Genomic DNA, 12723 nt, shown 5'->3' on the forward strand with positions numbered 1-12723 from the left:
GTAAAGTAGGGGCAAAGGTATATAAAACCTAAGTAATTAAGATACTAAAATTAAATTTATAATGTAATATTAAAGGTGAATTTTACAGCCATATTATCTTCTTCTTTTGGCAAGTGGTAAGCACCATATCTATAGGTGAAACTTAGTCCGAAGCCTAGAAGTAATTTGTTAATCTCGAAACCAGATTCTGTATAACCCTTATTTAATGTTCCAAAATTTACATTTTGATGTCTATTAATATTATTAATATCACCTACAGCATACCTTGTAATTAATACTAATTGAGGGTTAAAGCCTCTAAAAATTTTAAAAGGTTTTATATAATGTTTTAATACTAAAGTTGTAAATCTGTCTGAGAAGAATTCATTAAAATACATGGTTTCAAAACTATTGATTCCAGCTACAGAAAAACGTTGAAGTATGGTTTCTTTTGTATTATTATTAGGGTAAGCGTGGTAGAGATGCGTTAAAGGTGTATCTCCATTTGCTATTCCTGCAGAAAGTGTACCAATAGTATAGGAATCTTTATTATGGTTAATTTTATGTATAGTTCTAAAATCTATTTTTGAAAAATTAAAATCCGCATTAAATAAATTTTTAATGTTTTTAGTGTATTGCAATGAAAACTTAGGAAACGCATCTTTTATAATTTTTGTTTTCCCATCAACGGTTTCATGTTGAGTAAAAGGATCCCATTGAACAGAGATTTTTGCTGTGCTTAATTCAAACTCACGAAAACTATTATTTCCTAGTACAAAATTATAGTCATAAGTAGGATGCACATTACTAATAGCTAATTCTGTTTCTGTATATATATTGGGAGTAATTTCATGTTCTAGACTCACAGCCGAAGTAATATGTCTATGAAATAATTCAATATTTAATAAACGAGGTTCAAAAAAAGAAAAAGTACGGGCATCTGTTAAAAAATTAGAACTTCCGGTTTCTTGTAAATCATCATTATAAGACAAATTTAACCAAGTTTTCGTTTCTGGATTTAATCTTAAACCGCCACCAATTTTGTATTTAAATCTATGGTCTCTAAAACCATAAACAATATAGGAATCTATTCTAAATTTTTCAGAAAAACCTTCATTAGTGATGCCTCCTAAACCAGTTCTAAAGCCTTCGTATTGGTTGAATTTAATAAGATAGCGCAGGTCGAAATTCCATATTTTAGTAGGAAAAAAACCTTCACCAATACTTTTTAATAATTTTTTAGATTCTAAACTATCTAATACAGTCTTGGTACTATCTATAGGTACTTGAGCGCTTACCGAAATAGTAAAGCTAAAGAGTAGTATGGAGAGCCAATACTTAGGCATAAGTTAATTTAATAGCGATTTAATAGAAGTCGAAAGTACAGATTTTATATTAGTTCTATAACCTAATTCTTTTAAAACAATCTCTCCTTTTTGGTTTATAACGATACTAGTAGGAAAACTATTTACTCCATAACTGTTTACAACTCCATTTGCATTTGGAGCAATAGTATATTTAAATGGTTGCGTTTCTAAAAACTGTTTAACTATTTCTTTTTTATTAAAAGTAATAGCAATGAATTCAACATTTTTACCTTTAAACTCTTCTATTAATTTATTTAAACTAGGCATTTCTTGAATACATGGCGGGCATTTTGTAAACCAAAAATTAAGAACAACGACTTTACCTTTTAAACGTGATAGTTTAATATTATTACCATTCATGTCTGTTACTAAAAAATCTAATGCTTTTTCTCCTGGATCAAAATGAGCTTCTGGATTTTTTTCAATTAGTACAGGATGGTTACTTTTCTTTTGGAATACTACAGATTTAATTTTTGCATTAGCATCTGCATAAAACAAAGGTTTATAATCTGGATTTGTCATTAGCTCCATTTGCGACATAGGAAGTATTTTACCTTGTTCATTAAATAGTAAAACATCTGGAGTAATCATGATTTGCATAGTCTTGATTTGCTCATCAGATAATAAATGCTGATTCTTAGGAATGAATTTATAATCTTGAGAAAAACTTATTGTAGAAAACAATAAAGCACATAGAAATAGTATAGATTTTATATAGCGCATAGTATTATAAACGATAAAGTTAAGATTCTTGGTATAAAAAAAGCGACAATTAAGTCGCTTTTAACGTTTATACTGTCATAATCTCTTTGTCTTTATTAACAAGAAGTTCATCAATACGTTTAACAGAGTTATCTGTTAAAGTTTGTACGTCTGCTTCTGCATTTTTTTGTAAATCCTCAGAAACATCGTCTAATTTTTTAATGTCGTTATTAGCATCTTTACGGGCATTACGAACACCAACTTTAGCGTCTTCAGCCTCAGCTTTAGCTTGTTTAGCTAAATCACGTCTACGCTCTTCAGTTAATGGTGGTACATTAATAATTAATTGTTCTCCATTATTCATTGGATTAAAACCTAAATTAGCAATCATAATTGCCTTTTCGATTTCTTGAAGCATGTTTTTTTCCCATGGTTGAATAGTTATTGTTCTACCATCTGGTGTATTAACATTAGCAACTTGACTTAATGGTGTTTGTGAGCCATAATAGTCTACCATAACACTACCTAGCATAGCTGGACTTGCTTTACCTGCACGTATGTTTGCAAATTGTTTTATAAGATGCTGAATGGCATTATCCATTGCTTCTTTTGCTGTGTCTATTATAAATGAAATGTCTTCGTTCATTGTTAAAATTTTTATTACTATTTAGTTCCTTTCAAGAACTAAGCCAAACTAAAAGTACTATAAACTTACTTGAGTTCCAATATTTTCTCCAGAAACTACCTTCATTAAATTTCCTCTAGTGTTCATATCGAATACTATAATAGGTAATTCGTTTTCTTGACTTAGAGTAAATGCTGTAGTATCCATAACTTTTAAACCTTTACGTAAAACGTCATCAAAAGTAATGTGCTCAAATTTAATAGCATTAGCATTTTTTTCTGGATCTTCGTCATATATACCATCAACACGTGTTCCTTTTAAAATAACATCGGCTTCAATTTCTATAGCGCGTAATACTGCTGCAGAATCTGTTGTAAAATATGGATTACCTGTTCCGCCTCCAAAAATAACGACGCGTCCTTTACGTAAATGACTCATAGCTTTTCTACGAATAAAAGGTTCTGCAACTTCATTAATTTTAATTGCAGTTTGCAAACGTGTTTTAACGCCAGCATCTTCTAGAGCATTTTGTAAAGCTAAACCATTTATTACAGTAGCTAGCATGCCCATGTGATCACCTTGTACGCGATCCATACCATTCATGGCACCTGCAACTCCTCTAAAAATATTACCACCACCAATAACTATGGCAACTTCAATACCTTTATCTGTTACGGCTTTAATATCATGTGCATATTCCGCTAAGCGTTCTGGGTCTATCCCATATTGGCGACTTCCCATTAAAGCTTCACCTGAGAGTTTTAGTAGTATTCTTTTATATTTCATGTGTCGATTATACTTTTTTAGAGGTCACATATTGCTTCCGTTTAGTCATTGTCTTAGTTATTAAGAATAATTCGTTATGGAAGGTTCATGTTGGTATTAGCTGTGTTTTTTTCTTATTAGTGAAAAAAAGAGTTTTGCAAAACTAAGCGTTTTTAAGCATAAAAAAAACCACTAGCTCTAAAAATAGAGTAGTGGTTTTTAATATTATAGAAATTCCTGTTTCCACAGGAATGAATTTTCTATCCTAAAGAAACACGTTTAAAAGCTGTTACTTCAACATTTTTAGATGCTACGTAACCTGCAACAGTTTGCTTTTCATCTTTAATAAACTTCTGGTCAAGTAAACATTTTTCTTGATCTAAAGTTGTATTATCTGAAATAAATCGGTCCATTTTACCAGGTAAAATTTTATCCCAAATTTGTTCTGGCTTACCTTCAGCAGCTAATTGCGCTTTAGCATCTTCTTCTGCTTTTGCTATAACTTCTGGAGTTAATTGTGCCATAGAAATATACTGAGGAACGTTCTTTAATGTCTTACCTAAACGACCTAGTTCAATATTATCTTTTTCAATAACTGCAATTCTTGCTTCAGTTTCGCTAGCTACATATGCAGGATCGAAATCTTTGTAAGATAATGTAGTTGCTCCCATAGAAGCCACTTGCATTGCTACATCTTTTGCAACAGTTGCTTCTTCTTGAGATAAACCAACTAATGCTCCAATTTTGTTAATGTGAACATAAGAACCAACAAAATCTGCTTCTAACTTTTCAAAAGCGTTGATTTCTAATTTTTCGCCAATAACACCAGTTTGCTCAACTAATTTTTCAGCAACAGTCATACCACCAAAATCTGAAGCTAAGAAATCTTCTTTGTTATCAAAGTTGATTGCTTTTTCAGCCATTTGGTTAGCTAATGCTAAAAAGTTTTCATTTTTTCCAACGAAATCAGTTTCACATCCTAATACGATAGCAACACCAACAGTGTTAGCATCGTTAATTTTTATTGCAGCAGCACCTTCAGAAGAATCTCTATCTGCTCTTTTTTCTGCTACTTTTTGTCCTTTTTTACGTAATACATCGATTGCTGCATCAAAATCACCTCCAGCTTCCACTAAGGCTTTTTTACAATCCATCATACCTGCACCAGTTGCTTTTCTTAGCTTATTTACTTCTGCTGCTGAAATTTTTACTTCACTCATGATAAGTATATTTAAAAAAGTCGTTTAATTAATTTCTGTTACGAAAGAATTAAACGACTTGATTTGTAATAATTTTATTGTTTTATTCTTCTTCTTCTTTTACTGCTTCAGCTTTAGCTGGGGCTGCTTTTTTTGCTGGTGCTGCTTTAGCTTCAGCTTTAGCTGCTTCCTTTTCAGCTTTTTCAGCTTTACGCTCATTTAATCCACCAGTAATAGCTTCAGTAACATGCGTTAAAATTTTATCGATCGATTTAGAAGCATCGTCATTTGCTGGTATAACGTAATCTACTTGACGTGGATCTGAGTTAGTATCTACCATTGCAAAAATTGGAATGTTTAATTTTTGTGCTTCTTTAATCGCGATATGCTCACGTTTAATATCTACTACAAACAAAGCACCTGGAAGGCGAGTCATGTCTACAATAGAACCTAAGTTCTTTTCTAACTTAGCTCTTAAACGATCAACTTGTAAACGTTCTTTTTTAGATAAAGTTAAAAAGGTTCCATCTTTCTTCATTCTATCAATTGTAGCCATCTTTTTGATTGCTTTTCTAATAGTAACAAAGTTAGTTAACATTCCACCTGGCCATCTTTCTGTGATGTATGGCATATTAATGTTACCTGCTTTTTCAGCGACGATGTCTTTTGCTTGTTTTTTTGTAGCTACAAATAAGATTTTACGACCAGAAGCTGCGATTTTTGCTAACGCATCTCCAGCTTCATCCATCTTAGCTGCTGTTTTGTAAAGGTTTATAATATGGATACCGTTACGTTCCATATATACGTAAGGCGCCATGTTTGGATCCCACTTACGTGTAAGGTGACCGAAGTGTACACCTGCTTCAAGTAATTCTTTTACTTCTACTGCCATTTTGTAATAGTTTACGTTCTGTTGAATTAGCAATAATTAAGTGGTCATTAATATAATTCGCCTTAATTATTTAGATGCTAAACTAAATCCTGCCTTATTTAGACTAGGACAACAATAACTGTTTAATTTTTTGTTTTGTGTTGAAAATAAATTCAACAATAATATTAACGTTTCGAGAATTGGAATTTCTTACGAGCTTTCTTCTGTCCGAATTTCTTACGCTCAACCATTCTTGGGTCTCTTGTTAATAATCCTTCAGGTTTTAAGATTAATCTGTTTTCTTCATTTAACTCGCACATTGCACGAGAAATTGCTAAACGGATAGCTTCTGCTTGACCTGTAATACCACCACCAAATACATTTACTTTAATGTCAAAAGCACCATCGTTTTCAGTCATTACTAACGGTTGGTTTACTTTATACTGTAAAGTTGCAGTTGGGAAGTAGTCTTTTAATTCTTTCTTGTTAATCGTGATGTTACCTTTTCCTTTAGAAAGGTAAACACGAGCAACAGCCGTTTTTCTACGACCAATTTTGTGTAATACTTCCATTACTTGAATTCGTTTAAGTTAATTGTTTTAGGTTTTTGAGCTTCGTGAGCATGCTCTGTTCCTGTAACAACAGTTAAATTTCTAAAAAGAGCTGCTCCTAATTTATTTTTAGGTAACATTCCTTTTACAGACTTTTCTACTAATCTAGCTGGATCTTTTCCAAATAATTCAGTAGCAGTTAAACTTCTTTGACCACCTGGGTAACCTGTGTGACGAATGTACGTTTTGTCATTCCACTTGTTTCCTGATAAGTTGATTTTTTCTGCGTTGATAACAATAACGTTATCTCCACAATCAACGTGTGGTGTGAAGCTTGGCTTGTGCTTTCCTCTTAAAAGTTTTGCAACTTGAGTGCACATACGCCCTAATGTTTGACCATCAGCATCAATTAAAACCCACTGCTTATCAACAGTAGCTTTATTGGCTGAAATCGTTTTGTAGCTTAGTGTATCCACAATTATTAAATTTTATTATTAAACATTCCTCTCTCAAAAAGAGTTTGCAAATTTACGATTATATATTTGATTACCAAATACTGTAGTAGGTTTATTTCGTTTAAAAATTGCTTACTACTTACTATAGGTGTATCCTGATTACACAAAACCCTCTTAAGTCAAAAAATATAAGTGTAATCACGTTATATTTAGCTTAAGAGGATTCTGTTGTTTTTGTTTTTAAGCGAGAAGCTAATTTATTTTTTTAGACTGTAAATAATACCACCGGTATATGTTGTAGAGTTTCCTAAATTTCTACCATCTACTGTGGTGCCAATACCTGCGTTTAAACCTATTGTATTTGTTATTGGAACAAACACATTTGCTCCAACACGAGAATAATTGACTTGAGTTTCTGGGAAGTTACCGAAGAAATTACCATTTGCAATATCTATATTATTATTTTTAGAATATTGAGAATCAAACCAAGCATCTACATATATTTTTCCTGTAGCATAACCAAGCTTTATTAAAGAGTTAATACTGTTTGGAGCATCAAAGTTTGAGCCATCTCCTACATTTAAATTGTTGTCGGCTTCACCTCTAACAGTATACCCAAAAGCTAATGTACCAAAAAAGCCAGTATTATTTTTGTAGTGCATTCCTATTTTTGCATCTATACTTGGCGCTCCATTTCCAATAGATAAAATACCATTAGGTTCGTACCCTAGAGGAAGTGATCCTCCTGCAGCTACAAAGTAAGTTGTAGAACCATTTTTTAATTCTTCTTTAAAAAGAGCATATTTTACCATAACATTTAAATCTTGCAAGTCTGATTGCTCATTTGTTCCATTGATGGGATCATCAACTCCATCACCTTCAGCAGTAATATAAGGTAAACTAACAATTGCAGTTAGTCTATCTGTAATACCATAATTAGCATAAAAATTAAAAATGCTTTGTGTTATTTTACCATGGGCTGGAACACCATCAACTTTAGTTTTTCCTACAAAAAAACTATCAAATTGACTATTAGAATATGATAATGAAAAGTTGGCTTCTCCTTTATTAGTAAAGAATCCATCAACCAGACCTTGGGCATTTGTTTGGGAGATTGATGTAAAATAAATTACAGATAAAATTAGTGTGATTTTAGTTAAGTTCTTCATGATTTTATAAAATTTTAATATTGATGATTTACGTCGCTTTTAATTAATAAAAATTACTTTTCATTTTTGTTAAATATTTAATCTTTTGATTTTAAGTTGTTTGTTTTTTAAATCAGTTGCTTTTAAACCAACTTCTATATTTATTGATATTCTATAAGTTTTAAGAAGACTATTGAGACGATTAACCTATATATTCCAATAAAGACCCATTTTTTAACTATTTTTGCAGTCTTATGCAAGACTTAAAACTTTCAAGTTGGTTACCTACCACTAATAAAGAGGTTAAAATACGGGGTTGGGAAGCACTAGACGTCATACTTTTTAGTGGTGATGCTTATGTTGATCATCCAACATTTGGACCAGCTGTTATTGGGCGTTTGCTAGAAAGTTTTGGTTTGCGTGTTGCTATTGTACCGCAACCTAATGTTAATGATAATCTTCAAGATTTTGTAAAATTGGGAGCGCCAAAATTATTTTTTGGTGTTACTGGTGGTTGTATGGATCCTATGATTAGCAATTATAATGCTAATAAAAAACGTCGTGACAAAGATGCGTATACACCTAATGGTGATATTGGGTTTAGACCTGATTATGCAACTTCGGTATATTCAAAAATTTTAAAAGAAAAATGGCCTGATGTTCCTGTATTGCTTGGAGGTATTGAAGCATCACTGCGTCGCGTAACGCATTACGATTATTGGAGTGATAAGCTTATGCCATCGATTTTAGAAAGCTCTAAAGCAGACATGTTGGTTTATGGTATGGGAGAACAACCATTACGTGAAGTAGTACGTTTAATGCAAAAAGGTGTACCATTTTCAAGTATTACAACAATTAAACAAACTGCAGTTCTTTTAAATAAAGAGGCTAAAATTCCTAAAAATAGTAATTGGGAAGATGTTGAAATTGCTTCGCATGAGATTTGTTTAAAGGATAAGAAAAAGTATGCGTCTAATTTTAAGATTATAGAACAAGAATCTAACAAGTTAAAAGCAAGGCGTATTTTTCAAAAAGTAGGTAATAAAACATTGATGATTAATCCGCCATATCCAACCATGACGGAAGAAGAAATTGATGCTTCTTTTGAGTTGCCATATACGCGATTACCGCATCCAAAATACAATAAGCGAGGGCCAATTCCTGCTTACGAGATGATTAAGACATCTATAAATATTCATCGTGGTTGTTTTGGTGGTTGTAGCTTTTGTACCATTTCTGCACATCAAGGAAAATTTATAGCAAGTCGTAGTAAAGAATCTATATTAAGAGAAGTTGATAAAGTTGCTAATATGCCAGATTTTAAAGGCTATTTAAGTGATATTGGTGGGCCAAGTGCTAATATGTATCAAATGAAAGGTAAAGTACAGTCTATATGCGATAAGTGTGTTGCGCCAAGTTGTATTTCGCCAGTAATATGCAGTAATTTAGATACGTCTCACAAACCATTAACGGAATTGTATCAAGCAGTAGATAGTCACCCAAAGGTTAAAAAATCGTTTATAGGTTCTGGTATTCGTCATGATATGTTAGTGCCAGAATTTAATAAAAATGCAGATCCAAAAGAGTTAGACGATTATACTGAAGAAGTCATGACTAAGCACGTTTCCGGTCGACTTAAAGTAGCGCCAGAACATACTAGTGATCCTGTTTTAAAATTGATGCGTAAACCATCGTTTACTTATTTTCATAAGTTTAAAGAACGTTTTGATAAGATTAATGTAAAGAAGAATTTAAAGCTACAATTGATTCCTTATTTTATATCTAATCATCCAGCATGTGAGCAAGAAGACATGGCAAACCTAGCTGCCGAAACCAAAGACATGGGATTCCAGTTAGAGCAAGTGCAAGGGTTTACGCCAACGCCTATGACGGTTGCTACTGTTATTTACTATAGTGGTTATCATCCTTACACACTTAAAAAAGTAAATACGCCAAAAACGCGTAAGGAGAAAGACGAACAACACCGTTTTTTCTTTTGGTATAAAGATGAAAACAAAGCTTGGATAAAAAAGACCTTGAATAAATTAGGTCGTCAAGATTTATTAAAAGTATTATTACCAGAAAAAAACGAAAAATGGCGTAAAAACAAACCTAATGGAGAAGCTAAAAACACTTTTAATGATGCTGTGCCTTTTAACCAACGCAAGGATAAAGCTAAGTTTAGAAAGAAAAGACGATAGTTAGCTTTATAATTTTTTTGATGGCATCATTTGACTTCTACTATAATATTACCTCAGTATTATATCTGTAAATGGGTTTAAAAAAAGTATCTTTGTTATAATATTATTTATCTGTTGATATTAATTATTCTTTCGCACGACTTCAGCGAAATCTTAGGCTTATTTCTTAAGTCTCTTTTTTGATTAATTTAAACTCTAGTGAGCAACTTAATGCCTGATTGCTAGTCAATAACTATAATAGTGATTTTAATCTTGAGCCTTGCGAACCTCATTACTCTGCAATTCGTCTCCATTCAAAATAAACGATGATAAAAGATATAAGTGTAAACAAACCAGAACCTTTTTTTCCAAAACAGCCATTAGTGCAATTTAATAGATTGATAAATATAAATCGTTCGATTAAAGGATTGGAAGCTGGCAAAGCTATACTTATAACAGAGTTTTATAGTAACGGTTTAGTTTTACTTAGCGAGTTACAGAAGTATATTAAGAAAACGATGCCTAGCGAGACGTTTCAAGAACAGCGTGAGTATCGTTCTACATATCAAAAACTATCAAATCTAATTTATATACAAGTTGTAGATCATAAATTAACAGTAAAAAAAGCACCTTTTATTGGTTGGTTAAAGAAACTCTATCCCGGAACTAGCGATTTTTTATTGCCTTTTCCTCAAGTGCAAGGGTTGAATAGTGCATGGCAATGGTACCAAAACGGTATTTTAATTCCTGTATTGCGAAACAAACTCCATCCGTATTACGGCGTTTATTTTCCTACTCGTTTTGATCATTTAATACTTTTAGACAACTGGTTGAAACGGTATAAAGGATCTAAAAAGTCTGCAATAGATGTTGGAATAGGAAGTGGTGTATTAGCATTTCAAATGATAAAGCATGGTTTTCAAAAGGTTTTTGGAACAGATACAAACCCAAATGCCATTGTTGGGTTAACAGAATATATGGGAGGCACAAAACTATCTAGAAAAATCCAACTCGATTTTGCACCTCTTTTTGGTCAATGGGAAAAGCAGACTGAACTCATTGTTTTTAATCCGCCGTGGTTGCCTGCATCTCAAGAACTTGATAAAAATGACCAAGCTATTTACTACAATGAAACTCTGTTTTTAGATTTTTTTACTGAAGCTAAAAAAAGACTGTTGCCAGAAGGGAAGCTTGTTATTATATTCTCTAATTTGGCTCAAATTACTGATGTTACAAAAGAGCATCCTATAGAGAACGAACTAGCAAATGGTGGAAGGTTTAAATTAGATACTTGTTTAAGAAAAAAAGTGAAAGGAGCTTCAAGTAAAACAAAGCGTGAGCAAAATAGGCGTTCTAAGGAAGAAGTAGAACTTTGGGTTTTGGTTAATGAATGATATTTTAAACAGCTTCGTTTGTTACAAGCTATTTAAGGGATAAATTAATATCTAAAAACTATAGAGCTAAGGTTCTTTAATTCATAACTCAAGAATAGTTTTTAATTCAAATCAATTCTCAGGAATTTCATTAATAGAGAGGAAAGAAACGGTTTAATTATTTATCTAATTCGTCTTCAAAATAATACGAGCCATTATAATTTCTAGAGACCTATTCATTTAAAAGCATTTTAAGTAAAATGAACTTTGGAATCGTTTTTGTAAATAACTTAAAGACAATAATTAATTTGTTATTTAAGTTATTAGAATATGCGAGTATTATTAACCATTATATTTTTACTAACTACTATAGTTTCATCTGGGCAGTTAAAACCTGGTTTTAATACCAATGAAGCTAAACAGACGATTGCACTTTGTAATAGCTTTAATTTTTTAAAGCAATTTGGTTCGACTAGTAGTATAATTCCTGAAAACTTTAATTTAAGTTATACTTCCGATATTTTAAGTATGGATAATAAATTTCAGGTATATGAAAATGGAGAGATAGGCATTATTAATTATAGAGGTTCTACAAATAAAATTATTAGTTGGGTTGAGAATTGTTATTCTGCTATGATTCCTGCAAAAGGAAAAATTAGTTTAGATGGAGAAAAAAAAGACTATGCTTTTTCAAAAAATAAAGCAGCAGCAGTTCATGCTGGCTATGGATTGACTATAGTTATTTTGTCTCAGGAAATAAAAGAACAAATAAAGATATTAAACACTAAAGGTATTTATAATATTATTTTAACTGGGCATAGTCAAGGAGCAGCTTTAGCTACTTTAACTCGAGCTTATTTGGAAAATTTGCCAAAATATGAGTTGTCTTCAAAAAATGTATATAAAACTTATGCTTATGCTCAACCTATGTCTGGTAACAAAGAATTCTCAGAAGATTATAATAAAAGATTTAGTAAAAAAGGCACAAGTTACTCTATAATAAACCCCAAAGATCCAGTGCCATATATGCCATTTAATTATGAAGAAGATAAACTAATTACTAAGGATAAGATTAAAGGTTGGTTATTTGGTGGAAAAGAATTCAAAGTTAAGAAGCTAGGTAAAGATGCATTTATAAGATTGTTTGAAAGCGGTCTAACAAGTTATGTGAAAAATAGTAATACACTTCTAAATAAAATTCTAGGATTGAAGTTTGGGAAAATAGAAATGCCTTCTTTTGTTAATGATATTAATTATTATCCTACAGGAAAACTTAAAGAAATACAAGCTTTTAAATATCCAGATATTGAAGTGGATGTTAATGGTTTAACGGAAAAAGAACTTGAGGGTTTTAAATATGGAAGAGATGGGAAATGGTATAAGAAAGAAACTAGATTTTTTCAACATAGTGCTTATAATTACTATGTTGGAGTCCTGAAAAAATGGGATAAAATTTCTTTTGATAACTTGGATATGACTTATCTCGTTTCCGACTTATAATTGATTTT

General features: G+C 31.7%; 12 protein-coding genes. 3 read left to right on the plus strand and 9 right to left on the minus strand.

The features are described from left to right. Window positions 1-56 precede the first annotated feature (56 nt). From Q0997_RS04325 to Q0997_RS04365, 9 genes are all read right to left on the minus strand, one after another. Entirely contained in the window at window positions 57-1325 is a 1269-nt protein-coding gene (locus Q0997_RS04325; RefSeq protein ID WP_299885028.1) for a DUF5686 family protein, read from the minus strand. A gap of 3 nt (window positions 1326-1328) precedes the next feature. Further along, complete coding sequence (locus Q0997_RS04330) at window positions 1329-2069, minus strand: peroxiredoxin (RefSeq protein ID WP_299885031.1); 741 nt, start codon at window positions 2067-2069, stop codon at window positions 1329-1331. 67 nt (window positions 2070-2136) lie between these two features. Next, on the minus strand, window positions 2137-2694 hold the full coding sequence (gene frr, locus Q0997_RS04335; protein ID WP_299885034.1) for a ribosome recycling factor: 558 nt from the start codon (window positions 2692-2694) through the stop codon (window positions 2137-2139). 57 nt (window positions 2695-2751) lie between these two features. Then, the gene (gene pyrH, locus Q0997_RS04340; protein ID WP_299885037.1) at window positions 2752-3459 is read right to left on the minus strand and encodes a UMP kinase; all 708 of its coding nucleotides are present in this window, start codon (window positions 3457-3459) and stop codon (window positions 2752-2754) included. A 239-nt stretch (window positions 3460-3698) separates the two neighbouring features. After that, the gene (gene tsf / locus Q0997_RS04345; RefSeq protein ID WP_299885040.1) at window positions 3699-4658 is read right to left on the minus strand and encodes a translation elongation factor Ts; all 960 of its coding nucleotides are present in this window, start codon (window positions 4656-4658) and stop codon (window positions 3699-3701) included. A gap of 82 nt (window positions 4659-4740) precedes the next feature. Then, window positions 4741-5529, minus strand: a complete 789-nt coding sequence (gene rpsB, locus Q0997_RS04350) for a 30S ribosomal protein S2 (protein ID WP_299885043.1) — start codon at window positions 5527-5529, stop codon at window positions 4741-4743. A 164-nt stretch (window positions 5530-5693) separates the two neighbouring features. Next, window positions 5694-6080, minus strand: a complete 387-nt coding sequence (gene rpsI / locus Q0997_RS04355) for a 30S ribosomal protein S9 (protein ID WP_299885046.1) — start codon at window positions 6078-6080, stop codon at window positions 5694-5696. After that, window positions 6080-6535, minus strand: a complete 456-nt coding sequence (gene rplM, locus Q0997_RS04360; protein WP_299885049.1) for a 50S ribosomal protein L13 — start codon at window positions 6533-6535, stop codon at window positions 6080-6082. Before rplM ends, rpsI begins: the two co-directional genes overlap by 1 nt. 236 nt (window positions 6536-6771) lie before the next feature. Next, window positions 6772-7683, minus strand: coding sequence for a transporter (locus Q0997_RS04365; protein ID WP_299885052.1), 912 nt, complete (start codon window positions 7681-7683; stop codon window positions 6772-6774). A 233-nt stretch (window positions 7684-7916) separates the two neighbouring features. On the opposite strand from Q0997_RS04365, the gene Q0997_RS04370 reads away from it, so the two are divergent. The 3 genes from Q0997_RS04370 (at window position 7917) to Q0997_RS04380 (ending at window position 12715) form a co-directional block, all read left to right on the plus strand. After that, the gene (locus tag Q0997_RS04370; RefSeq protein WP_299885055.1) at window positions 7917-9863 is read left to right on the plus strand and encodes a YgiQ family radical SAM protein; all 1947 of its coding nucleotides are present in this window, start codon (window positions 7917-7919) and stop codon (window positions 9861-9863) included. 305 nt (window positions 9864-10168) lie between these two features. Continuing rightward, a complete protein-coding gene (locus Q0997_RS04375; RefSeq protein WP_299885058.1) occupies window positions 10169-11236 on the plus strand; it encodes a methyltransferase in 1068 nt (355 codons plus the stop codon). A 309-nt stretch (window positions 11237-11545) separates the two neighbouring features. After that, window positions 11546-12715, plus strand: coding sequence for a hypothetical protein (locus tag Q0997_RS04380; protein ID WP_299885061.1), 1170 nt, complete (start codon window positions 11546-11548; stop codon window positions 12713-12715). The last annotated feature ends 8 nt before the right edge of the window (window positions 12716-12723 follow it).

Source organism: uncultured Lacinutrix sp. (genome assembly GCF_947500325.1).
In the GTDB taxonomy this organism is placed as follows: Bacteria; Bacteroidota; Bacteroidia; order Flavobacteriales; family Flavobacteriaceae; genus Lacinutrix.

What these genes read in the sequence shown, in the direction of transcription:
- Q0997_RS04325 (WP_299885028.1), bottom strand. Translation starts at nt 1,325, where the DNA reads ATGCCTAAGTATTGGCTCTCCATACTACTCTTTAGCTTTACTATTTCG.
- Q0997_RS04330 (WP_299885031.1), bottom strand. Translation starts at nt 2,069, where the DNA reads ATGCGCTATATAAAATCTATACTATTTCTATGTGCTTTATTGTTTTCT.
- frr (WP_299885034.1), bottom strand. Translation starts at nt 2,694, where the DNA reads ATGAACGAAGACATTTCATTTATAATAGACACAGCAAAAGAAGCAATG.
- pyrH (WP_299885037.1), bottom strand. Translation starts at nt 3,459, where the DNA reads ATGAAATATAAAAGAATACTACTAAAACTCTCAGGTGAAGCTTTAATG.
- tsf (WP_299885040.1), bottom strand. Translation starts at nt 4,658, where the DNA reads ATGAGTGAAGTAAAAATTTCAGCAGCAGAAGTAAATAAGCTAAGAAAA.
- rpsB (WP_299885043.1), bottom strand. Translation starts at nt 5,529, where the DNA reads ATGGCAGTAGAAGTAAAAGAATTACTTGAAGCAGGTGTACACTTCGGT.
- rpsI (WP_299885046.1), bottom strand. Translation starts at nt 6,080, where the DNA reads ATGGAAGTATTACACAAAATTGGTCGTAGAAAAACGGCTGTTGCTCGT.
- Q0997_RS04365 (WP_299885052.1), bottom strand. Translation starts at nt 7,683, where the DNA reads ATGAAGAACTTAACTAAAATCACACTAATTTTATCTGTAATTTATTTT.
- Q0997_RS04370 (WP_299885055.1), top strand. Translation starts at nt 7,917, where the DNA reads ATGCAAGACTTAAAACTTTCAAGTTGGTTACCTACCACTAATAAAGAG.
- Q0997_RS04375 (WP_299885058.1), top strand. Translation starts at nt 10,169, where the DNA reads ATGATAAAAGATATAAGTGTAAACAAACCAGAACCTTTTTTTCCAAAA.
- Q0997_RS04380 (WP_299885061.1), top strand. Translation starts at nt 11,546, where the DNA reads ATGCGAGTATTATTAACCATTATATTTTTACTAACTACTATAGTTTCA.